Consider the following 21074-nt stretch of genomic DNA (forward strand, 5'->3'; position numbering starts at 1 on the left):
ATGGCGCGTGCGATGCGCGGTGCAACTCTGAGCAGTGGTCATGGATGTCGGTTGCCCGCCGACACGGTACGGTCAGACCGCACGGACTGACAGGAGTCATGACCCATGCTCCAGACACGCGAGGGTCGCCTCGTCGACACGTTCGTCACGCTGACGGACAGCCTGATCGCCGACTACGACGTGGTGGACGTCCTGCAGACGCTGGTCGACCGGGCCGTCGAGCTCTTCGACGCCGCTGCCGGCGCGATCCACCTGCTCGATGAACAGGGCCGACTCGAGGTCGTCGCGTCCACCAGCGAGCGCGGCGAGTTCATCGGCCTGCTGCAGCTCGACGCCGGCGAGGGGCCCTGCATCGCGGCCGTCACGACGGGGGAACTCGTGACGAGCGAGGACGTGGAGGGACTGCGGCGACGGTGGCCCCGGTTCGCCGCAGCGTCACAGGAGCGGGGGTTCCCCGGCGTCCACGCGATCCCGCTGCGACTGCGTGACGAGGTCATCGGGTCGCTCAACCTGTTCCGCGAGACCGAGGGTGCCCTGAACGGCGCGGATGCCCGTGCTGCGCAGGCGCTGGCCGACGTCGCGACGATCAGCGTGGTGCAGCAGCGGACGATCGCCACGGCGCAGACCACCGCCGACCAGCTGCGCCGCGCGCTGGAGAGCCGTGTGGTCGTCGAGCAGGCGAAGGGCTACCTGGCACGGGCGCTCGGGGTCGAGATGGAGGCCGCGCGGGAGTTGCTCCGCCGGTACGCCCGTGCCAACCAGCGCCGCTTGAGCGACGTCGCGTCGGACGTGGCCACGGGGGAGCTCCCGCTGGACGCGCTGACAGCCGGCACGCCTGACGCGCCCCGGTCGAGCTGACCCGCCCCGGTCGCGCTCGGGATGCACACGACCCCGGTCGCCACTGGCAACCGGGGTCGTGTGCGTCGTGCAGGACCCGCTAGATGCGGCCCGCGCGGCGGCGGTGTCGGGCGATGACGGCCATGCCGATGCCGGCCGCGAGCAGTGCGCCCGCGATGCCGAGGGGCACGGTCGGGTCACTGCCGGTGAAGGCGAGCTGGCCGGTCGGGGTGTTCCCGCCGCCGCCTGCCGTGGCGGTCGGGGTCGCCCCGGGTGTGGCCGGGGTCGTCGCGGGAGCGGACGGCGTCGGGGTGGGTGACGTCGTGGCGGTCGGCTGGACGGTGATCACCACGGTCTGGGTGTCGTTCGGCGGGGTGCCGTTCGACGCGGTGATCGTGACCGTGGACGAGCCCGGCGTGGTCGGGGTGCCCGAGATGACGCCCGTGGTGCCGTTGATCGTCAGGCCCGCGGGCAGTCCGGTCGCGGTGTAGGTCGGCGTCGGCGTGCCCGTGGCGGTGACCGGGAAGCTGTACGGGGTGCCGGCGGTGGCCGTGGTGGGGGTACCGGACGTGATCGTCGGTGACTCGGACGTCGTGCCCGTGGGCGGGCAGCCGGTCGAGGCGGTGATCGTGTTCGTGTCGAGGGTCACGGCGCCGACGCGGGCGAGCAGGCGACCCTGCACGGTCGCACCGGTCGTGGCCGTCACGGACTGCTGTGCCAGGACGGTGCCCTGGAACTGTGCGCCGGTACCGACCGTGGCCGAGCTGCCGACCTGCCAGAACACGTTGCACGAGCTCGCGCCACCGGTGATCGTGATCTCGCTCGCGGACCCGATGGTGAGCGTCGAGGCGGCCTGGAACACCCAGACCGAGTTCGCGCTGCCGGCCAGGGTCAGTGCGCCGTTGTTCGCCAGCGCCAGCGCGCCACCGGAGTAGACGCCGGGGGAGAGCGACAGCCCGTTCAGTTCGGTGAGGCCGGTCTGTGTCGGGGACAGCGACGCGGCGACGTTGTACGCCGTGGTCGTGTCGCGCTGGGCCTGCGTCGCTGCGGCGTCGGTCTGGTGCGTGGTGCCGTTGACCGTGCCGTTCGGAGCGCCACCGAAGCCCGTGATCGACGTGCCGGGGGACAACCCGAGGTCGCCGTTGATGACGGACGGTCCGGTGTTCGTGACGGCGCTGGCGCCGAGGACGCCGTAGGTCGCGGCGGTGCCGAGGTTGATCGGGCCGCTGATGACGGTCGCGGCCGAGGCGGCAGAGGTGGTCATCATCGCCATCGAGGCGGCGAGACCGATGCCGGTGAGGGCGATGATCGTGGGTCGGAGGAAACGGGACGTGGCCATGTGGGCCCCTGTCTGAGCGGGAGAGGCACTGGGTTGCACGTCGACGACGTGAGAACGTTCTCCGGTCGGGCCAGTGTGCGCCTGTCAGTGACCGTTCTGTGGTGATACAGGAGATTGCCGGGTCGCGGGGGACAGCGTTGTCGGGCGACTTGCCGACGGGGTACGCGTCGGGGTACGAGCCAGCCCGGAGGCGACGCCAGGCCGGAGACGACGCCAGGCCGCGTGCTCAGGCCGCGGGGACGAGCCGTTCGGCGTCCGTGAAGCCGAACGACACCAGCAGTGGGACCCACAGCGCACGCAGCCGTCGCGCGAGTTCGGCGTCCGACTCGCGCCGACCGGTGGTCACCAGGCCGAAGGTCGCCTCGAGCAGCAGGTGGTGTGCGTGCTCGGGCAGCGACGCCTCGGGGATGCCCGCCCGGGTGGCCGCGGCGGCGAGCTGCGCGCGGATGAACGTCGACCAGATGAAGCCGCGTGGCACGGGCAGCTCGGAGTGCAGCAGCTCGTGCAGCAGCCGCACGGCGCCGGCAGCGACGGGGTCGGTCCGGGCCTCGATGCTGGTGGCCAGGAGCATCGCCGTGAGGCGCTCGATCCCGGCCGGGTCGTCGAGTTCCGCCTCGGTCGCCGCCCAGCGTTCCTGCTGCCGCTCGACCACCGCCGTCGCCAGGGCGAGCTTCGACGGGAACAGGTGGTAGCCGACCGCCGACTTGGGCTTGCCCATCGCCTCGGCGACCCGTGAGAAGCTCGCGCCCTCGTACCCGTGCGCGGCGAAGGTGCCGCCCGCTGCCAGGACGATCGCCTCACGCGACGCCGCCATCGCTGCCTGCCGTTGGTTCACACTGCCTCTCCGTCTCCGGACCGCCGCCGGACCTGGCTTCCGAGTGTAGGAGCAAGCGAGGCTCACCTCCGGCAGAACGCCGCCCACGCCAGGCGCAGTCCCGTCCGGTGGACCGCGTCCAGCGCGTCGTCGGGACGTTCCTGCTCGTCGCGGACCCGTGCCGCACACCCGGGATCGTCGGCGATGGCGGCCGCGGCACCGACGGCATCGACGAGCGCATCGTCGATGGCGGTGACCTGCCGTCGGAGCGATCGGATGTCCGCCGCGACCGTGGGTGCGGTCCAGGGATCGTCGGTCCACCGCGTGAACAGGGCGCGCTGCACGAACTTGCTCGCGTCGATCTGCGACCCGACGACGCGGGCGACGATCGCGGGGTCGTGGCCCCGGCATGACGCCGCGGCCTCGGCACGATCCAGGACGGCGCGTTCTCGCTCGGGGTCGGAGATCGGCAGGCCGAGCAGCCACTTGTGCTCGGCGATGCGACCCGCCAGTCGCAATCGCGCGAGGACCAGAGGGCGCACGGCGGCCAGTCCGTCGGCGACGATCCGGTCGTGCACGCTCGGGCTCCTGTCGATCGTCGCGGCGTCAGACGATCGTCTGATGAACACGACGGTACATCGACACGCAGGCCGTGGGCGCTGAAGGAGCGCTCAGTCCGCCCGCAGCTGCTGGACGAGCGAGGCGTTCCGCACCCGGATCAGGTGCGGCAGGTACCGCCCGAGCACCAGGATCTCGGCCAGCCGCCCCAGCGGTCCGAGCGGTGCGCGGAAGACGATCTCGTCCACCATCCGCGTGCCGCGGGCCGACGGCTCGAACCGGTGCTCGTGCCGGAACCGGGCGAACGGACCACGCACCTGCTCGTCGACGAACCGGTGTGGAGCCTCCAGTGCGGTGATCCGCGACGTCATCCGCCAGACGATCCCGAGGTGCCGTGCGCGCCACGTGACGGACTCGCCCAGCCCGATCGTGCCGCTGGTCGTGCCGGCCACGGCGCGCTCGCCGCTGTCCACCATCGACCGCTCGTGCGCGCCGATGTCGAGCGAGATCGCGCACGCGCGCTCCGGTGGCACGTCGAGCTCGGTCACGATGCGGAACGACACGGTCATGCTCCGATCCTGGCGCAGGGCAGGATGGCCTGGTGACGTCGACGATGGAAACGGCCAGGAGGCTCGCCCCCGGTCTCGCGGTCGCCACCGGCATCGCCGTGGTCGCCACGGTCATCGGCCGGTTCCTGCCCGTGGTCGGCGCGCCCGTCAGCGGCGTGGTGCTCGGTGCCGTGATCGGGATGGTGCGCCGTCCGACCGACCGCTTCCGACCGGGGATCACCACCGCGAGCAAGTTCGTGCTGCAGCTCGCCGTGGTGCTGCTCGGTGCGCAGCTGTCCCTGCTCGAAGTGGTCGGTGTCGGTGTCGAGTCACTGCCGGTCATGCTCGGCACGCTGGTGGTGTGTCTGCTGGCGGCGTGGGGCGTCGGCCGGCTGCTCGGGGTCGTCGGCAACCTGCGCACGCTGATCGGCGTCGGGACCGGCATCTGCGGGGCGTCGGCGATCGCCGCGGTGACCCCGGTCATCGGCGCCGTGTCGGTCGAGGTCGCGTACGCCGTGTCGACGATCTTCCTGTTCAACGTGGCGGCGGTGATCGTGTTCCCGGTCGTCGGGCACGCCCTCGGCATGAGCCAGCACGCGTTCGGGCTGTTCGCCGGCACCGCGGTGAACGACACGTCGTCGGTCGTCGCCGCGGCCAGCACCTACGGCACGCAGGCGGCGAACTTCGCGGTCGTGGTCAAGCTCGTGCGGACGCTCATGATCATCCCGATCGTGCTCGGGCTGGCGTGGTTGGTCGGGCGGCGCGAGGAAGCGGCGGCCCGGCTCGCCGCCGAGCGCGCCGGGGACCACGGTGCCGCTGCGGTCCCGCGACAGCCCTGGACGCTCCGCCGGGTGTACCGACTCGTCCCGTGGTTCCTGATCGGCTTCGTCATCGCCGCGGCGGTGAACTCCACCGGGGTCCTGCCCGGCCCGGTCCACCCCGTCATCTCGACCGTCGCCGCGTTCCTGATCACCGTGGCGCTGAGCGCGATCGGCCTGTCCACCGACGTCGCGGGCTTCCGCCGCGCGGGTTTCCGCCCGCTCGTGCTCGGCCTGGTGCTCTGGCTCGTCGTCACCGGGTCCAGCCTGGCGCTGATGACGGTGACGGGCGCGTTGTAGCGTCGTGGGCATGCGCTTCCCCTTCCCGGTGATCGACGGCCACAACGACCTGCCGTGGGAGCGGCGCGAGTCGCACGGCTCGGGTGTCCAGGGGATCGACACCGAGCGGGACTCCCTGCACACCGATCTGCCGAAGCTGCGGGCGGGTGGGGTCGTCGGGCAGTTCTGGTCCGTCTTCGTGCCCGCCGACGAGCCCGACCCGGTCCGCACGACCCTGCAGCAGGTCGACCTGGCGCACCGGATCATCGAGCGGTACCCGGACGACCTCGCGCTCGCCCGCACCGCCGGCGAGGTCCGCGCGGCCGTGGCCTCCGGGCGCATCGCGTCGTTGCTCGGCGCCGAGGGCGGGCACTCGATCGGCGACGACCTGGCGGTGCTCCGCGACCTGGCACGCCTCGGCGTGCGGTACATGACGCTGACGCACAACGACGACACCCCCTGGGCCGACTCGGCCACCGGTGCCCGAGCACACGGCGGGCTGACCGACCGCGGGCGCGAGGTGGTGGCCGAGATGGAGCGGATCGGGATGCTGGTCGACCTGTCCCACACGGCCCCGGCCACGATGCGCGACACGCTCGACGTCGCCACACAGCCCGTCGTCTTCAGTCACTCGTCGACGATCGCGGTCGACGACCACCCGCGGAACGTCCCCGACGACGTGCTCGGACGACTGGCGCACAACGGCGGCGTCGTGATGATCACGTTCGTGCCGAAGTTCGTCTCGCGTGCGTGGGCCGACTGGGAGGAGTCCGGCTCGGTCGGGGACGGCCCGCTCGTGACGGTGTCCGACGTGGCCGACCACGTCGAGCACGCGCGCGAGGTCGCCGGCGTCCGGCACATCGGCCTGGGTGGTGACTACGACGGAACGCCCGTGCTGCCGCCGGACCTGCGCGACGTGTCGCGCTACCCGGTGCTGGCGGCCGAGCTCGAGCGACGGGGCTGGGGTGCATCGGACCTCGAGGCGCTCGCGAGCGGCAACGTGCTGCGCGTACTCGAGGCGACCGATGAGCGCTTCGCGCGCACGGCCTTCGTCCGGTAGCGGGCAGCCGACGGCTCTTGCAGGGCTGAGGTGATCGCACCCGCCGTGCATACCGAGGACGTGCACATCGTGACCCTGTGGGACCACTCTCGGGTGATGGCCGACGACCACCCGCTGCCCTCCGACTACATCGAGACCTTCGAGCTCATCAGCATCCAGGTCCGCACCGCTCGTTCCCGCGTGCAACTCGCCGCGAACGCGCAGCTCATCCACCTGTACTGGTTCATCGGGTCGGTCCTGCTCGATCGTTCGGCACGTGGGCGATGGGGGAGCGGTGTGCTGCCTCGGCTGGCCGACGACCTGCGGCGGGCCTTCCCGGACGTCAAGGGGTTCTCGGCGACGAACCTGAAGTACATGCGTCAGCTCGCGGCCGCATGGCCTGAGCAATCGTCATTAGGTCAACAGGCCGTTGACCAATTGCCCTGGGGTCACGTCACGGTGCTCCTGAGCGTCCGGGATGCCGACGACCGAAGGTGGTACATCGACCAGTGCTTGCGGCACTCATGGTCGCGGACGACGCTGCAGCACACCATCAGGAACCGGCTGGCCGGGCGCAAGGGCGCCGCGACCACGAACTTCGGGCGGCTGCTCGACCCGGACAGTGCCGACCTGGCCCAGCAGCTCACGCGCGATCCCTACGTCCTGGACTTCCTCGCGGTTGACGGCGACCGTGACGAGCGGGCGGTCGAGTCGGCCATGGTCGACCGCATCGCGGACACGCTCCGCGAGCTCGGCACGGGCTTCGCGTTCGTCGGCCGCCAGGTGCACCTCGAGGTCGACGGCAACGACTTCTTCATCGACCTACTGTTCTTCCACGTGGAGCAACTGCGGTACGTCGTGGTGAAACTGAAGCGCGGCGACTTCCGCCCGGAGTACCTGGGTCAGCTGTCGTTCTACGTCGCCGTGATCGACGACCGCCTGCGGCTCCCACCGCACGCGGAGACGGTCGGTCTGCTCCTGGTGACCGGGAAGAGCGATGCGGTGGTCCGGTACGCGCTCGGGTCGTCCGCAGCTCCGGTCGGTGTCGCTCGTTACGACCTCCTGCCCCCGGACCTGCAGCGAGCACTGCCGTCGGAAGCCGACCTCCGCCGAGCGCTCGACGGGTGCGGCGCCTGACCGGACAGGAGGCGCGGCGCGGCCCGCGCCGACCGCCCGCGTCACGGACAGGGCCACGTCGGGTCCGGTGGCTAGGATCACAGCGCACGCCGCGCCTCCTGGACGGACCGCGGGCGACACGAACCTGAGGACGGATCCGATGACGGGCACCATCTACGACAACATCTCGCAGGCCTTCGGCAACACCCCGCTCGTGCGGCTCAACCGGCTGCCCGCGGAAGGCGGCGCCGAGGTGCTCGCCAAGCTCGAGTTCTACAACCCGGGCGCCAGCGTCAAGGACCGCCTGGGCGTCGCGATCGTCGACGCGGCCGAGCAGTCCGGCGATCTGCAGCAGGGCGGCACGATCGTCGAGGGCTCGTCCGGCAACACCGGCATCGCCCTCGCCCTGGTCGGCGCTGCCCGCGGCTACCGGGTCGTCATCACGATGCCCGAGACGATGAGCGTCGAGCGTCGCGCCCTGATCCGTGCCTACGGTGCCGAGGTCGTGCTGACGCCGGGCTCCGAGGGGATGAAGGGCGCCGTCGCGAAGGCCGCGTCGATCGTCGACGAGACCCCGGGCGCGATCCTGGCGCACCAGTTCGAGACCGCGGCCAACGCTGCCATCCACCGGAAGACCACGGCCGAGGAGATCCTCCGCGACACCGAGGAGCACGTCGACGTGTTCATCGCGGGCGTCGGGACCGGCGGCACGATCACGGGCGTCGGCCAGGTGCTCAAGGAGCGTGTGCCCGGCGTGCAGATCGTCGCCGTCGAACCGGCCGACTCGCCCCTGCTGACCAAGGGCACGGCCGGCCCGCACAAGATCCAGGGCATCGGCGCGAACTTCGTGCCCGAGGTCCTCGACCGATCGGTCATCGACGAGGTGTTCGACGTCGAGCTCGACGACGCACTCCGTGTGGCCCGCGACCTGGGCACGCAGGAGGGGATCCTGTCCGGCATCTCGTCGGGCGCGATCATCCACGCAGCGCTGGTCATCGCCGCGCGGCCCGAGAACGCCGGCAAGCGCATCGTGGCGATCGTCTGCGACACCGGCGAGCGCTACCTGTCGACGATGCTGTTCGAGGGGCTCACTGCGTGACGCGACGCCGACCGGGCGTGCTGCGGACGGTGCGAGAGGACCTCGCCGCAGCGCGCCGGGGGGATCCTGCTGCCCGAGGGGACCTGGAGAACGCGGTGGTCTACTCCGGGTTGCACGCGATCTGGGCCTACCGGATCGCGCACCGGTTGTGGATCGCGCGTGACCTGCCCGGCTCGCGCTTCGCAGCCCGCGTGGTCGCGCAGACCGCCCGTGCGTTCACCGGCATCGAGATCCACCCCGGCGCGCGGATCGGCCGGCGGTTCTTCATCGACCACGGCATGGGCGTGGTGATCGGGGAGACCGCGGTGGTCGGGGACGACGTCCTGGTGTTCCACGGCGTGACGCTGGGCGGCCGCGGGGGAGCGCACGGACCCGGTGCCAAGCGGCACCCGACCGTGGGGGACCGCGTCGTGCTCGGCGCCGGGTCGTCGTTGATCGGCGCGATCACGGTCGGCGCGGACTCGGTCGTCGGTGCGAACACCGTCGTCACGAAGGACGTTCCGCCGGGGTCGGTCGTGACGGGTGTCGCCGGGACGGCCCGTCCGCGCTCCGGCGGCGAGGGCGTCCCGAGCCTCTGACCACGGGGGTCAGCTGATCTCGCAGGCGATCCCGTCGCCGTCGGCGTCCGACTTCTTGTTCGCGTTGTAGAGCGCGTCGTCCTTCTTGACGGTCCCCTTGAGCGCGCGGTACGTGACCTTGCCGTTCGAGGTGACGCGGTTCTGCGTCACCGACTTCTTCGCGATGCCGCCGGAGTACACCTTGTGGATCGCGTCGCAGTTCTTGTAGACGGTCGCGGCGGCTTCGGCCGAGGTCGCGGTGCCCAGGCTGACGGTCGCGGCGAGCGCGAGCGCCGTGGCGGTGACGCCGATGGTCTTGATGCGCTGCATGGTCCCCCCAAGGGTCGTTCGTCGCCACGTCGGGTACGTGACGATCGATCGTATCCACGAGCCGGCGGTCATCGGCACCCCCTGTCCGGGGTCTCGGGCATGCTGGTGGGATGGACGGCGCGACGTTGCACGAGGTGGCGGTCCGCACGGCGATGGGGCTGCCGGCGGTCGCGGAGACGCAGCCCTTCGGCGAGGGTGCGTTCGTGTACAAGGTCGTCGGCAAGATGTTCGTGATGACGTCGGAGCTGCGGGGCGTGCCGATCGTCAACCTGAAGTGCGCGCCACCGCACGGCGCGGCCCTGGTGCGCGACCACGACGAGATCACGCCCGGGTGGCACATGAACAAGCGGCACTGGATCACGCTGGCGCCGGGGGACGGCATCGACGAGACGTTGGTCGAGGACCTGGTGGCGAACGCCTACGACCTGGTCGTCGCCGGACTCCCACGGGCCGCGCGGCCGATCGACCCGGCCCGCGGGCGCGGCGCGACCTGATCCGGCTGCGCGGCGGGTGCGGTGCCTGGCAGGCTGGGGCCATGCTCTGGCGCACCGATGCGATGGTCCTCGACGCGGCGACCGCCGCCGCAGCCCGGCTCGGCGACCGACACCGACCAGACGACCCGACGCACACGGTCGCCGCGGCGGCGATCGACCTGTCCGGACGCGTGCACGTCGCTGCGAACGTGTTCCACTTCACCGGCGGCCCGTGCGCCGAACTCGCCGTGCTCGGGGTGGCCGCTGCCGTGTCCGACGACCCGGTCATGGCGATCGTGGCGGTCGGTGACGGCGGCCGGGGTGTGCTGGCTCCGTGTGGGCGCTGCCGGCAGGTCCTGCTCGACCTGCAGCCGCAGACCCTCGTGCTGGTGCCCGGACCTGGCGGCCCACAGGACGAGCCACAGGCAGTCCCGGTCCGCTCGCTGCTGCCCCGGTCCTACGCCTGGCCGGACGCCCCGGCGCCGCGGGTCGTCCGGTTCAACGCCCGCTACCGGGATGCCGTGCTGGCCGGCCGGAAGACGGCGACGATCCGCCACGACGACCCGCAGGGCACCGGCCCGACCACGTTCGTCTTCGAGGACGAGCACGCCGAGGTGTTCGACACCGCGCGCGCCGTGGTCACCTCGGTCGTGCGCAAGCGTGTGGCGGAGATCGACGACGACGATGCCCGTGACGAGGACGCCGGCTCGGTCGCGGCCCTGCGCGAAGGACTTCGCGGGCACTACCCCGCTCTCAGCGAGGACGACGTGGTCGAGGTGGCGCGCTTCAGCGTGCGGGGCTGACGCCCGCGGACCCGACGCCTGCGGACCGGACGCCCGCGGACCCGACGCCGGCCGTGTTCCGTGCCAGCGCCTTCGTCACCTCGCGCAGCACCTTCGGCGCGAGCGCCCGCCCCCCGGCCTCGTCGAGCACCGCCTGGGCGCGCTCCGGCGACAGTCCGGCGAAGAGCTCGCCGATCGTGACGCCGTGCGCCGGGCGCTCGACGACCACCACGGGGTCCCCGGCAGCGACGGGCCCGGACTTCAGCACCCGCAGGTACGCACCGGGTCGGCCCTCGGCGGCGAACCGCTTGACCCACTGGTCGATCCCCATCCGGCGGGCGAAGGTGCCGCAGGGGATGCGGGGGATCGTGACCTCGAGCAGCAGCGTCTCGCCGATCCGCCAGCGCTCACCGGTCACCGCACCCGTGACGTCGAGGGCCGACGTGCGGAGGTTCTCGCCGAACAGCCCAGGCGCGATCGGCCGGTCCAGCTGCTCCTCGAAGAACGCGGCGTCCTCGTCGGCGTAGGCGTACACGGCCTGGTCCTCGCCGCCGTGGTGCTTGCGGTCCGCCTGCACGTCGGCGTACAGGCCGAGCGGGCGGACGCGCACGGGGCCGTCGACTGGGCGCTTGTCGATCGCGGTGATCCCGATCGTGCCCCGGTCGGGCAGCAGACGGTCGACGCGGCAGACGGCGGTGACGAGCGACATGGGCCCAGCTTGCCGCACCGGGCGGTGCGAGCGGAACCTGGCAGTTCCCTGTCGGGCGTGACGTTCCGTCCGGGACGATCGTCACAGGGACAGCGCGGCCCCCGATGCGTCCACCCGGCGCAGCGCCCGCCCCCACGATCAGGAGCACACCATGAGCATGACGAACACGACGAACACCGCTGGCCGCACCGTCATCGAGGACGCCGTCGTCGAGAAGGTCGCCGGCATCGCCGCACGCCAGGTCCCCGGGGTGTTCGCCCTCGGCGGCGGCACTGCCCGTGCGATCGGCGCGGTCCGCGACGCGATCGGGCAGCGTGACCACGGCCAGGGCATCAAGGTCGAGGTCGGCGAGCGCCAGGTGGCGGCCGACGTCGTCATCGTCGCCGAGTACCCGGTGCCGCTGCAGCGCCTGGCCGACGACGTCCGCTCGTCCGTCAGCCGTGCACTCGAGCAGATCGTCGGCATGGCGGTCGTCGAGGTGAACGTGACCGTGCAGGATGTCCACATGCCCGAGGACGACGCCGACGACGCCGCCGAGACGGAGTCGCGCGTGTCCTGACCCAGCCCGCACCTGTGACCTGGAGAAGCAACCGTGCACCACCAACCACCGCGGACGGCCCTGGTCGACCTCGATGACGGCGTCCTCGCCGGTCGGTCGACCGACGGGGACGTCCGGGCCTTCGAGGTCCTGATCCGCCGACACACCCCGCTGCTCCGCGCCTACGCGCGCCGCACCCTCGGATCGACGGACGAGCTCGACGACGTCGTGCAGGAGACCTTCATCACCGCGTGGAACCGGCTCGACTCGCTCGAGGACCGTGCCCACGTGAAGGCCTGGTTGATGCGCATCCTGAGTCGCAAGTGCCTGGACCGCATCCGTGCGCGTCGCGACCACGACGACGTCACGGAGATCGAGGTCGCAGCCCCCGCGGACGGCGCTCCCGAACGCGTCGCCGAAGCCCACGACCGCGAGCACGCCGTCGAACTGGCCCTCGAGTCCCTGCCCGAGGCGCAGCGCCGGTGCTGGTTGATGAAGGAACTCCTCGGGTACTCGTACGAGGACATCGCCGCCGAGCTCGACGTGCCGCTGTCGACCGTGCGCGGGCTGCTGTCCCGCGCCAGGAAGAACATGATCAGTCTGATGGAGGGCTGGCGATGACCGAACTGCCCGACGACGCCGCACTCGCGTCCCTCGAACCCGAAGACCTGGACGGACACTCGATCGACGAACTCGCCGACTACCTCGACGCCGGGATGCAACCGGCCGACCCGAGCATCGACGACTCGCCCGCGTGCCAGAACGCCCTGTCCGCGATCATCCGGCTGCGGCACGCCTCGCTCGGCTCGCTCGAGACCGCCGCCCGCTCCGAGGCCCCGGCCGACGAGTCGTGGATCGGTGGCGTGCTCGCGAACATCTCGATCGAGGCCCGCTCCGGCCGTGACGTCCCGCTGCGCTCCGAGTCCGTCACCGAACACCCGGTGATGACCGAGGGAGCCATCCGCTCGCTGATCCGCCGTGCCGGTGACTCGGTCCCCGGCATCGTCGTCGCCCGGTGCGCGATCGAGGGTGACGTCACCGAGCTGCTGGCTCCGGTCCGTGTCACCGTCGAGGTGGCGATCATGGCCGGCCCGGCGATCCACGCGACCGCCGACCTGGTCCGCGCCGCCGTGGACCACACGCTCCGCGAGCAGACGGACCTGGTCGTCGAGTCGATCGACGTGCTCGTCCGCGACCTGCTGGTCGGCAAGGACGCGCAGGACGCCGAGGGCGACGCGACGGAGGCCGACGCGACCACGACCGAGACCACCGAGACCACCGAGACGGAGGCGGGAGCATGAGCGACACGAGCGACACCGAACAGACCAACGAGAGCTGGTCGTCCCAGGCGGTCGACGCCGTCGAGGCGGCGGTGCTCGAGGTCCCCGGCGTCGCGGAGCTCTACCGCGCGAAGCCGACGCTGCAGAGTGCCGCCGCCGCGGTCCAGCGCATCTCGGAGCAGGGCACCCCGCCACGGGTCGTGGTCGACGGCGACGTGCTGCGCGTGGTCATCGGCACGGACGGGTTCGCCCCGGCGCCGCAGGTCGCACGTGCGGTGCACGACGCGGCGTTCGCCGCCGCCCGCGCTGCCGGCCACACGCTGTCGCGCGTCGACGTGCGTGTCGCTCGCGTCGGCTGACCCGACCGTCCAGCGGACCGACGCGATCGTCCAACGGACCGACCCGACCGTCCAGCGCACTGACGCGACCGTCGACCGGCCTGGAGGCGCGTGGCGGCGCCGCCACGCGCCTCCAGGCCGTCAGGCGACCGGGCTGCGGTCCGCGACCTCCAGCACCACGACGATGCCGACGACCGCCACGGCGGTCACCGCCAGGGACGCCGCGGGAACCGCGGTGCTCGCCACGATCACCAGCGTGAGCAGGACGACGGCGACGTTCCACCGGGGCGCGAGCGACGGCCGGAGGGCCAGCGCCCACACCGCCCCGACGAACAGCGCGACCGGCACGGCGATCGTGGCCGCGACCGATGCGTGGGACAGGTCGGCCTGGCCGGCATCCGCGCTGACCGCCACCTCGATCCCCGCGGGCAGTGCGGCAGCGGCGGCGAACACCAAGTAGTGGCCGTACCCGAACACCAGGGCGCTCGGCAGACCGCGGATGTGCTCGTGCTGTTCGCGGGAGAAGTAGATCCACCACAGCCCGGCGACGATGACCAGGCCGCCGGCGGCCAGGGTGAGCAGCGGGCCCAGGTGTTCGGCGTGCCGCAGCCCGTCGATGACCGCGTTGGCCGATGCGACGAGCCCCTCGCCCAGCACGATGAGCGTGAACAACGAGTAGCGCTCGGCGATGTGGTGCGTGTGCCACGGGGTCGTCTCGCCCCGCGACTCGGCCACCACCGGCACCAGCAGCTCGAGCAGGATCAACACCGGGATGACGATCGGCCGGGCTGCGGGCGGGACCGCGAGCAGGGCCACCCAGAGGGCCTGCACGACGACCACGCCGAGCACGTAGGTGGTCGCGGTCGACCGGTACCGCGGGGCCGACACGGCCGCGCGGACCCACTGCGCGACGAGCGCCAGGCGCATCACCACGTAGCCGATCACGACGACCACCGGCGCCTCGCCGCGCATGGCGGGACCGACCCCGGCGGCCAGCACGAGGACCCCCGCCATCTGCACGAAGGTCGTCACGCGGTACAACCAGTCGTCCGTGTCGAACGACGTGGCGAACCAGGTGAAGTTGATCCACGCCCACCAGATCGCGAAGAACACGAACGCGTACGACAGGATCGCCGAGGTGACGTGCCCCTCGGTCTCGATCTCGTGCAGGTTGGACGCGGCGAAGCCCACCGCGACGACGAACACCAGGTCGAACAGCAGCTCGAGCGGGCTGGCGGCGCGGTGGTCCTCGGCGGGGTCGCGCGGTCGCATGCGCCGGAGTCCGATCGTCGTCACGGTGCATGCCTACACGACGATCACGGCTCAGTAGTAGTTCGTCGCCTGCGAGTGGCTCCACGCCGCGCACGGGCTGCCGTACGCGTCCTTGATGTACTTGAGCCCCCACGTGACCTGTGTGGTGGCGTTGGTCTGCCAGTCGGACGCGATCGTCGCCATCTTCGACCCAGGCAGCGCCTGGGGGATGCCGGTCGCGCCGGACGGGTTGTACGCCTGGTAGTCCCAGCCCGACTCCTTCGTCCACAGGCTGTTCAGGCACTGGAACTGGTCGGCGCCCCAGCCGTACTGCGACGACGCGAGCGCGGCCGCGGTGGCCTTCGCCCCGGCCGGGGTGTTGGCGGCGGCCTGGGCGGCTGCGGCCTGCGCGGCGGCAGCAGCCGCGGCGTCGGCGTCGGCCTTGGCCTTGGCGGCGGCTTCGGCGGCGCGGGCAGCGGCGGCTGCGGCGTCGGCATCCTGCTTGTCCTGGTCCGCGCTGGCCTGGGCGACGTCCTGCGCGGTGTCGACGGTCGTCTGGATGCGGTCGCTGATCGCCGCACCTGACAGGCGCTGGTAGTCGGACAGCGACGCGATGCGCCGCTCGAGGCTCCGGGTGTCGGTCTTGTCGTTCGCGTCGGCGACCACCGTCTTCGCGGTGCTGATGGTCGCGGCGGCCTGGGCACGGTCGAGCGCGGTGCCGCTCAGGGCCGGCGCTGCCGTGGCCGAGGACGTCGGGATGCCGATCGCCTCGCCGATGGCCGGCTGCGTGCCGACGGTCAGGGCGCCGCCGGCGACGACGAGCACCGCGGCGCCGCTGGCCAGCAGCACGCCGCGCTTGCGGAGCGTGCGCCGGATGCGGCGAGAGGGGCTGTCGAGCGCTGCTCGACGGGTGGTCGGGGACGTGGGGGAGTGCGGGTGCGGTGCTGACATCGTTTCCGGGTGCTCGGACGGCGCGCTCGTGGGCGCTGCAGCATCGCAGGCAGCACGATCGTCGCCGATGGTGGAGACCGGACGGTGGTGTGGGGCCCGTCCGTCCGCCGGGCAACCGTGTGGGGCGGCTGCCGCGTCGGCGGAGGGGCCACGATGGAGGACGAGCCTGAGCGACCTGTCCACGAGCCCTGGCAGAACCGTCCGTCCACCCGCCGGTAACGGTTCGGTAACGGCCCGTTCGACGCTAGGAGCTGGGCTGTTCCTGGGAGCGCTGCCCCTCGCCCTGGGCGACGCGCTCGAGGGCGTCGAGGGCACCCGCGATGGCGGCGAGGTCGGCGGCCGGCAGATCGTGGATGAGCTCGGCGACGATGCCGGTGCGCTGCGTCCGAGCGTCCTCGACCGCGGCCACGCCGGCGTCGGTGATGCTGACCATGAACGCACGGCCGTCGGTCGGATCGGCTTCGCGCTCGATCAGCCCACGCTGCTCGAGTTCGGTCAGGATCCGCGTCATCGTGGGCTTCGTGACGACCTCGAGCCGCGACAGGTCACCCGGGCGCAGGGGCCCCTCGCGCTGGACCGTGGCGAGCGCGGACACGATGCCGTACCCCAGCGAGGCCGCGTCGGAGCGGGCGCGACGGTTGATCCGCCCGACCGCCGCAGCCAGGCGTGCGGCGATCTCGTTGCGGTCGGTCTGCCGCCTGCTCATCTGATGCTCCGGGGGTCGTCCGTTGGTCGCCACGATGCTACCGGGGCGACCTGCGGCGTGGTGTCTGTGTGGATGCTCAGTCTCGTGTCGGCGATCCGCGGTCAGTGCTTCTCGCCGGGGAGCTGGTGGATGGCCTCGGTGGCGAGCTCGGCCGCGATGTTGTCACCGTTCTCGGTCGCCGTGCGCAGCCGCTTGAAGTCGGCGATCATCCGGTCCCAGTCCACGAGCTCGTCCAGGTTGGGCAGGCGCAGGCGGAAGGCCAGCCCGTCCATCGTGTCTGTGCACACGCGCTGCAGGTTCTCGTTGCCGCACTCGGCGACGTACCGGGCGAAGACCCCGAGGGCGTCCTTGTTCACGCCGCTGACGTCGTGTGACTCGAGTTCGACGATCGTCCGGTCGAGCGCCGCCAGGATCGCCTTGCGCGAGGTCGCGGTGAGCCGGGGGACCGCCAGGCGGACGACGCCGCCGAACAGGACGCCGAGGGTCTGCAGTGCCTCGATCACCTCGTCCGGGTTCGGCGTCGTGATGCGCGTGTACCGGTTCGGCGCCATCTCGATCAGGCCGGCGCGGGCGAGCTGACTGAGGGCCTCGCGGATCGGGGTGCGGGAGACACCCAGCCAGGCGATCAGTTCGTCGTCGTTGAGTCGCTCGCCGGGCTCGAGTGTGCCGTCCATGATCGCCGCGTGGATCTTCTGGCGGACGGTGTCGCGGAGCAGCTGGTGTTCGGTCGGGGCACTGCTGGGGACCGGCATGGCGTGTTCCTTCGGGTTCGGGTTCCGTGGGGCCACACGGTTCGGTGCGGACGCATCACCGACGATACCTGACATACGAACGGTGTTCTGGTCGGATCGCGGTGTGTCAGTCCGTTCCACGCACCCGGACGACGGGTCCCGGGGCGCCGCGGAACCGCGGCGCCCCGCGTCGACGCGGAACCGCTCAGCGGACGACGTCGCCCCACGCGTACCGCACGGTCGTGCCGTCCAGCACGAGCAGCGAGTCCGGCGCCCGGTCGAACAACCCCGACATCCCCACGGCGTCCGGCAGGTCGCCGTCCAGGCGTTCCAGTGTCGCGCGCCGCAGCGTCAGCGGCGGGTGCTGGCGCTGCCAGAACACCGTCTGCGCCAGGTGCCGTGCGTGGATCCCCGCGCGCGTGGTGAGCTCGGTCGCCAGGGGCGCGTCGTCGACCTCGCCGGCCACGACGCGGATCGAGGCGGCGTGGCGGGGCTGACCCGGGCCTCCTGACCGGAGGCCCCGGGAACGCGCGTCGCGCAGGCTGCGGAACCGGCCGAGGGGCGAACCCGAGCGCTCCGGGTGCCGTACCGACCGGTACCGCAGCGAGTCCCCGCGACGCCGACCACGGGCGTGCGCGAACGTGTACGGCACGCCGAGCAGCGCGTGCGCGGCGACGATGGCCGGCACGTTCGCGGTGTCGACCGTGCGGTAGACCACCCCGCGGCGTCCGTGGTCGTCGACGGTCAGGATCTCGATCGTGACCTCGGTCATCGACCCCAGACGCCCCGAGGGCGGGAACGGCGGCACCCGGGTCTCGCGGAAGACGTACGTCGTCAGGCCGGCCCAGGCGCTGCCGTCGACGACGTCCGGACGGGTGCCCCGCGGCACCATGTGCGCCAGCGACGCGGGGTCGTGCCGCCAGTGCGCGAAGACGACGTCCTGCCAGGCGTGCACGGTGACCGGCCGGTGGACCAGCGGGACGGATGCCCGCTCGCGCGAGGGTCGGGTCATCGCCGGGGTGCGTGCCGACCGACGCGCAGGGCCCAGACGACCAGCGGGGCCTGCAGGGGGAGTCGCAGCACCGACACCAGGCGCATCGCCCGCGAGGACCGGGGACTGTCGAGCAGCTGCTTCGCCATGGTGACGTTCGCGGGGAAGACCGCCAGGAACAGCGCAGCGGCCGCCATCCCCGCGGCCCGACGCGTCGCGGGGACCAGCAGGCCGGCCGCGATGCCGAGCTCGGCGGCCCCGGATAGCAGCGTGGTGGTGCGCGGCGGCAGGCCTTCGGGCACGATTCGGTCGTAGCCGCGCGGGCGGACGAAGTGCGTGATGCCGGCGCCGCCGAGCAGGAGTGCGAGTGCGCCGGCGGTCCTGGTGGCGCGTCTGGCGCGTGCTGAGCGTCGTCCCATGGCTCCATCGTGGCCCGCCCGGTGCCGGTTCCTCCCAGTAGCACCCCAGGATCCAGAAGCACCCCAGGATGCGCCGGACCCTCCGTCAGACCAGGGCCGTCGCCACCAGGTCGAGGACCACCGCTGCGACGTCGGCCTTCGTGCCCTCGGCCCGGCGGACCACGTCGCCACCGGGAACGATGACCTCGATCGCGTTCTCCTCGCGCTCGAAGCCCTCGGACCAGCCGACCCGGTTCACCACGAGCATGTCGGCCGGCTTGCGAGCGATCTTGGCGCGGCCGAGCTCGATGCGGGCGTCACGGTCGGGTTCGGTCTCGGCGGCGAACCCGACGACGATCTGCCCGGTCCGGCGGTTCGCCACCAGGTCGGCCAGCACGTCGGGGTTCCGCACCAGCTCGAGCGACATCGTCTCGCCCTGGGTGTCCTTCTTGAGCTTCTCGGGCAGCACCTGGGCCGGCCGGTAGTCGGCCACCGCTGCGGTCATCACGATCACGTCGGCCTCGGTGGCAGCGGCGTGCACGGCGTCGGCGAGCTCGAGGGCAGACCCGACGGCGACGATGCGCGCGTCGAGTCCGGCGAGCAGCCCGCCGTCGATGTTGGCCGCCACCAGGGTGACCTCGGCTCCACGGGCCGCGGCGGCCGTCGCGATCGCCACGCCCTGTCGGCCGCTCGAGCGGTTGCCGACGAAGCGGACGGGGTCGAAGGGCTCGCGGGTGCCGCCGGCGCTGACGACGACGCGGACGCCCGCCAGGTCGCCCTGTTCGCCGCGGGCACCGGTGCTGCCGACCGCGCCGGTGGTTCCGGTGCTGCCGGACTGGAGGCTCGGTGCGGCCCCGTCGGGTCGGCTCGCGGTGGTCGTCCGGTCGAGCACCGCCAGGGCGGCCGCCAGGATGTCCTCGGGTTCCGACATCCGGCCGATGCCCGCGTCGTCACCCGTCAGCGCGCCGACCTCGGGGCCGACCACGTGCACGCCGCGGCTGCGCAGGGTCGCCAGGTTCGCCCGGGTGGCGGGGTGTTCCCACATCTGCGGGTGCATCGCCGGTGCCACGACGACGGGTGCCTCGGTGGCGAGCAACGTCGTGCCGAGCAGGTCGCCGGCCAGTCCCGCGGCCATCCGGGCGAGCGAGTCGGCGGTGGCGGGGGCGACGACGACCAGGTCCGCCCGACGGCCGAGCGCCACGTGGCGGACCTCGGCGACGTCCTCGAACACGCTCGTGGTGACCGGGTTCCGGCTGAGTGCTTCGAGGGTGGGGAGCCCGACGAAGCGCAGCGCCCCCTCGGTCGGGACGACGTGCACGTCGTGGCCCGCCTTCACGAAGCCGCGGATGACCTGCACCGCCTTGTAGGCCGCGATGCCTCCGGTGATGCCGACGACGATGGTCCTGCGTGCTGCGGGTGCTCCGTTCACACCGCCCACGCTACCCGGGGCGGCGTGGAAGGATCGAGCGCATGTGCACCGTCGTCATCCGCGTCGATCCCGCGGCCGAGTGGCCCGTGACCATGCTCGCGATGCGCGACGAGTCCCCGAGCCGGCCGTGGGACCCGCCCGCGGCGTGGTGGCCCGAGCGCGACCCGGCCCTGCGCGGCGTCCGAGACCGTGAAGCCGGCGGCGCCTGGCTCGCGGCGTCGGACCAGGCCGGGCTCGCCGTCGTGTTGAACCGGTGGGAGGACGTGCCCGCGACCGACGGCACGTGGACCACCCGCGGGGTGCTGCCCCTCGACGCCCTGCAGGGAGCGCTCCCCGGTCACGACGACACCGTGCCGACCACGCGGGCCTTCAACCTGGTGCACGCCACGGCCTCGGGCGCGTCGGTCGTGTCGTGGGACGGGTCGCGCGTCCGCACCACCGAGCTCGGCCCCGGCGTGCACATGGTCACGCACGGCGAGCCCGACGACCCCGCGGCGCCCCGCGTCGGTCGGTGGCTCGGGGCGTTCCGCGCCGTGGCCGCACCGGACGGGCCGCCCGCCCTGGCTCCGTTCGACGAACTCCGGGCAGCGGACGCGGGGACCGACGCGGGCGACGGCTGGAGCCCCTGGTTCGGGCTGCTCGCCGAGTCCGCTGCCCTGCCCGCCGACGACCCGGACGCGATCCTGCGGGACACCGTCGAGCCCGAAGGACACTTCGCGACACTGTCGATCGTGGCTGCCGCTGTCGGCCGGGGGCGCACGGTGCTGCAGCACGCCCGCCTGGCCGACCCCGGCGACCTCCGCGGGTCCGTGGAGCTGCACCGCGCCTGAGCCGTGAGCGCCGGCGGCGCCGGGGGCGCCGGGGCGCGAGCGGTGCCCTCCGCATCGCGCCCCCTGGCGGACACCGCGCCCCGGTGCACCGGGGCGCGATGCCCGTTGCGGGGTGCGATCGCGCCGCCCGCCCGGCGGCGGCGGGCCGAGCGCCGCGCGAGCTCGCGCGCCCCCGCACCGGCGCGCGCCCGCGCGGCGCCGCACCCGGCCGCGCCGGCGTGGCGGGGGCGCGCCGGGCCGCCCGTCCGGGGTCTGAGCGCACCGGAAGCGGCCGGGGTACGCGCCCACCGCCCCGCCGCGGTCCACGGGCGGCGCGGCCCCGGCCGTGGCCCC

General features: G+C 72.7%; 26 protein-coding genes. 13 read left to right on the top strand and 13 right to left on the bottom strand.

What is annotated here, in order from left to right:
• Nucleotides 1-105: 105 nt before the first annotated feature.
• The gene (locus MT346_RS11285; protein WP_243563160.1) at nucleotides 106-858 is read left to right on the top strand and encodes a GAF and ANTAR domain-containing protein; all 753 of its coding nucleotides are present in this window, start codon (nucleotides 106-108) and stop codon (nucleotides 856-858) included.
• A gap of 79 nt (nucleotides 859-937) precedes the next feature.
• Here the strand turns inward: MT346_RS11285 and MT346_RS11290 are convergent, their stop codons facing one another.
• The 4 genes from MT346_RS11290 to MT346_RS11305 all read right to left on the bottom strand — a co-directional run bounded on the left by MT346_RS11290 (nucleotide 938) and on the right by MT346_RS11305 (nucleotide 4117).
• The gene (locus MT346_RS11290; RefSeq protein WP_243563161.1) at nucleotides 938-2176 is read right to left on the bottom strand and encodes an ice-binding family protein; all 1239 of its coding nucleotides are present in this window, start codon (nucleotides 2174-2176) and stop codon (nucleotides 938-940) included.
• A gap of 226 nt (nucleotides 2177-2402) precedes the next feature.
• Nucleotides 2403-3011 (bottom strand): TetR family transcriptional regulator, encoded by a 609-nt coding sequence (locus MT346_RS11295; RefSeq protein WP_243563162.1) that lies wholly within the window; start codon nucleotides 3009-3011, stop codon nucleotides 2403-2405.
• A gap of 62 nt (nucleotides 3012-3073) precedes the next feature.
• Nucleotides 3074-3568 (bottom strand): chorismate mutase, encoded by a 495-nt coding sequence (locus MT346_RS11300; RefSeq protein WP_243563163.1) that lies wholly within the window; start codon nucleotides 3566-3568, stop codon nucleotides 3074-3076.
• Between the two features lie 93 nt (nucleotides 3569-3661).
• The gene (locus MT346_RS11305) at nucleotides 3662-4117 is read right to left on the bottom strand and encodes an SRPBCC family protein (protein WP_243563164.1); all 456 of its coding nucleotides are present in this window, start codon (nucleotides 4115-4117) and stop codon (nucleotides 3662-3664) included.
• Between the two features lie 32 nt (nucleotides 4118-4149).
• On the opposite strand from MT346_RS11305, the gene MT346_RS11310 reads away from it, so the two are divergent.
• The 5 genes from MT346_RS11310 to epsC all read left to right on the top strand — a co-directional run bounded on the left by MT346_RS11310 (nucleotide 4150) and on the right by epsC (nucleotide 9025).
• Entirely contained in the window at nucleotides 4150-5214 is a 1065-nt protein-coding gene (locus MT346_RS11310; protein WP_243563165.1) for a putative sulfate exporter family transporter, read from the top strand.
• 10 nt (nucleotides 5215-5224) lie between these two features.
• Entirely contained in the window at nucleotides 5225-6253 is a 1029-nt protein-coding gene (locus tag MT346_RS11315) for a dipeptidase (RefSeq protein WP_243563166.1), read from the top strand.
• 96 nt (nucleotides 6254-6349) lie between these two features.
• Nucleotides 6350-7369, top strand: a complete 1020-nt coding sequence (locus MT346_RS11320; RefSeq protein WP_243563167.1) for a YhcG family protein — start codon at nucleotides 6350-6352, stop codon at nucleotides 7367-7369.
• 139 nt (nucleotides 7370-7508) lie between these two features.
• On the top strand, nucleotides 7509-8447 hold the full coding sequence (gene cysK / locus MT346_RS11325) for a cysteine synthase A (RefSeq protein WP_243563168.1): 939 nt from the start codon (nucleotides 7509-7511) through the stop codon (nucleotides 8445-8447).
• On the top strand, nucleotides 8444-9025 hold the full coding sequence (gene epsC / locus MT346_RS11330) for a serine O-acetyltransferase EpsC (RefSeq protein WP_243563169.1): 582 nt from the start codon (nucleotides 8444-8446) through the stop codon (nucleotides 9023-9025). Before cysK ends, epsC begins: the two co-directional genes overlap by 4 nt.
• Before the next feature lie 9 nt (nucleotides 9026-9034).
• On the opposite strand, the gene MT346_RS11335 is transcribed toward epsC, so the two are convergent.
• Nucleotides 9035-9334 carry an excalibur calcium-binding domain-containing protein gene (locus tag MT346_RS11335; protein ID WP_243563170.1) on the bottom strand — a complete coding sequence of 100 codons (300 nt, stop codon included), beginning with the start codon at nucleotides 9332-9334 and terminating at the stop codon, nucleotides 9035-9037.
• Between the two features lie 110 nt (nucleotides 9335-9444).
• Between MT346_RS11335 and MT346_RS11340 the strand changes: the two genes are divergently transcribed.
• Nucleotides 9445-9828, top strand: coding sequence for an MmcQ/YjbR family DNA-binding protein (locus tag MT346_RS11340; RefSeq protein WP_243563171.1), 384 nt, complete (start codon nucleotides 9445-9447; stop codon nucleotides 9826-9828).
• 41 nt (nucleotides 9829-9869) lie between these two features.
• Nucleotides 9870-10610, top strand: coding sequence for an ASCH domain-containing protein (locus MT346_RS11345; protein ID WP_243563172.1), 741 nt, complete (start codon nucleotides 9870-9872; stop codon nucleotides 10608-10610).
• Here the strand turns inward: MT346_RS11345 and MT346_RS11350 are convergent.
• On the bottom strand, nucleotides 10594-11298 hold the full coding sequence (locus tag MT346_RS11350; protein WP_243563173.1) for an MOSC domain-containing protein: 705 nt from the start codon (nucleotides 11296-11298) through the stop codon (nucleotides 10594-10596). The genes MT346_RS11345 and MT346_RS11350 overlap by 17 nt on opposite strands.
• Nucleotides 11299-11449: 151 nt before the next feature.
• Between MT346_RS11350 and MT346_RS11355 the strand changes: the two genes are divergently transcribed.
• Genes MT346_RS11355 through MT346_RS11370 form a run of 4 tightly spaced genes read left to right on the top strand, consistent with a single transcriptional unit; the run spans nucleotide 11450 to nucleotide 13475 of the window.
• Entirely contained in the window at nucleotides 11450-11857 is a 408-nt protein-coding gene (locus MT346_RS11355; protein WP_243563174.1) for an Asp23/Gls24 family envelope stress response protein, read from the top strand.
• A 33-nt stretch (nucleotides 11858-11890) separates the two neighbouring features.
• Nucleotides 11891-12457 carry an RNA polymerase sigma factor gene (locus MT346_RS11360; RefSeq protein WP_243563175.1) on the top strand — a complete coding sequence of 189 codons (567 nt, stop codon included), beginning with the start codon at nucleotides 11891-11893 and terminating at the stop codon, nucleotides 12455-12457.
• The gene (locus tag MT346_RS11365; RefSeq protein WP_243563176.1) at nucleotides 12454-13137 is read left to right on the top strand and encodes a hypothetical protein; all 684 of its coding nucleotides are present in this window, start codon (nucleotides 12454-12456) and stop codon (nucleotides 13135-13137) included. The genes MT346_RS11360 and MT346_RS11365 overlap by 4 nt, the downstream gene beginning before the upstream one ends.
• Complete coding sequence (locus MT346_RS11370) at nucleotides 13134-13475, top strand: hypothetical protein (protein ID WP_243563177.1); 342 nt, start codon at nucleotides 13134-13136, stop codon at nucleotides 13473-13475. The genes MT346_RS11365 and MT346_RS11370 overlap by 4 nt, the downstream gene beginning before the upstream one ends.
• A 120-nt stretch (nucleotides 13476-13595) precedes the next feature.
• Here MT346_RS11370 and MT346_RS11375 read toward each other — a convergent pair whose 3' ends face one another.
• The 7 genes from MT346_RS11375 to MT346_RS11405 all read right to left on the bottom strand — a co-directional run bounded on the left by MT346_RS11375 (nucleotide 13596) and on the right by MT346_RS11405 (nucleotide 19911).
• Nucleotides 13596-14750: a low temperature requirement protein A gene (locus MT346_RS11375; protein WP_243563178.1), complete on the bottom strand. Its 1155-nt coding sequence runs from the start codon at nucleotides 14748-14750 to the stop codon at nucleotides 13596-13598.
• A 27-nt stretch (nucleotides 14751-14777) separates the two neighbouring features.
• Nucleotides 14778-15656, bottom strand: a complete 879-nt coding sequence (locus tag MT346_RS11380; protein WP_243563179.1) for a phospholipase — start codon at nucleotides 15654-15656, stop codon at nucleotides 14778-14780.
• Nucleotides 15657-15900: 244 nt separating this feature from the next.
• On the bottom strand, nucleotides 15901-16362 hold the full coding sequence (locus MT346_RS11385; protein WP_243563180.1) for a MarR family winged helix-turn-helix transcriptional regulator: 462 nt from the start codon (nucleotides 16360-16362) through the stop codon (nucleotides 15901-15903).
• Nucleotides 16363-16463: 101 nt separating this feature from the next.
• Nucleotides 16464-17114, bottom strand: coding sequence for a GntR family transcriptional regulator (locus MT346_RS11390; RefSeq protein WP_243563181.1), 651 nt, complete (start codon nucleotides 17112-17114; stop codon nucleotides 16464-16466).
• A gap of 184 nt (nucleotides 17115-17298) precedes the next feature.
• Entirely contained in the window at nucleotides 17299-18105 is an 807-nt protein-coding gene (locus MT346_RS11395) for a YqjF family protein (RefSeq protein WP_243563182.1), read from the bottom strand.
• Nucleotides 18102-18503 carry a hypothetical protein gene (locus MT346_RS11400; protein WP_243563183.1) on the bottom strand — a complete coding sequence of 134 codons (402 nt, stop codon included), beginning with the start codon at nucleotides 18501-18503 and terminating at the stop codon, nucleotides 18102-18104. Before MT346_RS11400 ends, MT346_RS11395 begins: the two co-directional genes overlap by 4 nt.
• A gap of 85 nt (nucleotides 18504-18588) precedes the next feature.
• Nucleotides 18589-19911, bottom strand: coding sequence for a phosphopantothenate--cysteine ligase family flavoprotein (locus MT346_RS11405; RefSeq protein ID WP_243563184.1), 1323 nt, complete (start codon nucleotides 19909-19911; stop codon nucleotides 18589-18591).
• A gap of 41 nt (nucleotides 19912-19952) precedes the next feature.
• Here MT346_RS11405 and MT346_RS11410 point away from each other — a divergent pair, with 41 nt between their 5' ends.
• Nucleotides 19953-20741, top strand: a complete 789-nt coding sequence (locus MT346_RS11410) for an NRDE family protein (RefSeq protein WP_243563185.1) — start codon at nucleotides 19953-19955, stop codon at nucleotides 20739-20741.
• Nucleotides 20742-21074 lie beyond the last annotated feature (333 nt).

Source organism: Curtobacterium sp. VKM Ac-2922 (genome assembly GCF_022815645.1).
Lineage (GTDB): Bacteria > Actinomycetota > Actinomycetes > Actinomycetales > Microbacteriaceae > Curtobacterium.

Bases quoted from the DNA above. Each gene is read 5' to 3' on its own strand.
- MT346_RS11285 (WP_243563160.1), top strand. From the start codon at position 106: ATGCTCCAGACACGCGAGGGTCGCCTCGTCGACACGTTCGTCACGCTG.
- MT346_RS11290 (WP_243563161.1), bottom strand. From the start codon at position 2,176: ATGGCCACGTCCCGTTTCCTCCGACCCACGATCATCGCCCTCACCGGC.
- MT346_RS11305 (WP_243563164.1), bottom strand. From the start codon at position 4,117: ATGACCGTGTCGTTCCGCATCGTGACCGAGCTCGACGTGCCACCGGAG.
- MT346_RS11315 (WP_243563166.1), top strand. From the start codon at position 5,225: ATGCGCTTCCCCTTCCCGGTGATCGACGGCCACAACGACCTGCCGTGG.
- MT346_RS11320 (WP_243563167.1), top strand. From the start codon at position 6,350: ATGGCCGACGACCACCCGCTGCCCTCCGACTACATCGAGACCTTCGAG.
- cysK (WP_243563168.1), top strand. From the start codon at position 7,509: ATGACGGGCACCATCTACGACAACATCTCGCAGGCCTTCGGCAACACC.
- MT346_RS11335 (WP_243563170.1), bottom strand. From the start codon at position 9,334: ATGCAGCGCATCAAGACCATCGGCGTCACCGCCACGGCGCTCGCGCTC.
- MT346_RS11340 (WP_243563171.1), top strand. From the start codon at position 9,445: ATGGACGGCGCGACGTTGCACGAGGTGGCGGTCCGCACGGCGATGGGG.
- MT346_RS11345 (WP_243563172.1), top strand. From the start codon at position 9,870: ATGCTCTGGCGCACCGATGCGATGGTCCTCGACGCGGCGACCGCCGCC.
- MT346_RS11350 (WP_243563173.1), bottom strand. From the start codon at position 11,298: ATGTCGCTCGTCACCGCCGTCTGCCGCGTCGACCGTCTGCTGCCCGAC.
- MT346_RS11355 (WP_243563174.1), top strand. From the start codon at position 11,450: ATGAGCATGACGAACACGACGAACACCGCTGGCCGCACCGTCATCGAG.
- MT346_RS11365 (WP_243563176.1), top strand. From the start codon at position 12,454: ATGACCGAACTGCCCGACGACGCCGCACTCGCGTCCCTCGAACCCGAA.
- MT346_RS11370 (WP_243563177.1), top strand. From the start codon at position 13,134: ATGAGCGACACGAGCGACACCGAACAGACCAACGAGAGCTGGTCGTCC.
- MT346_RS11380 (WP_243563179.1), bottom strand. From the start codon at position 15,656: ATGTCAGCACCGCACCCGCACTCCCCCACGTCCCCGACCACCCGTCGA.
- MT346_RS11385 (WP_243563180.1), bottom strand. From the start codon at position 16,362: ATGAGCAGGCGGCAGACCGACCGCAACGAGATCGCCGCACGCCTGGCT.
- MT346_RS11390 (WP_243563181.1), bottom strand. From the start codon at position 17,114: ATGCCGGTCCCCAGCAGTGCCCCGACCGAACACCAGCTGCTCCGCGAC.
- MT346_RS11395 (WP_243563182.1), bottom strand. From the start codon at position 18,105: ATGACCCGACCCTCGCGCGAGCGGGCATCCGTCCCGCTGGTCCACCGG.
- MT346_RS11400 (WP_243563183.1), bottom strand. From the start codon at position 18,503: ATGGGACGACGCTCAGCACGCGCCAGACGCGCCACCAGGACCGCCGGC.
- MT346_RS11410 (WP_243563185.1), top strand. From the start codon at position 19,953: ATGTGCACCGTCGTCATCCGCGTCGATCCCGCGGCCGAGTGGCCCGTG.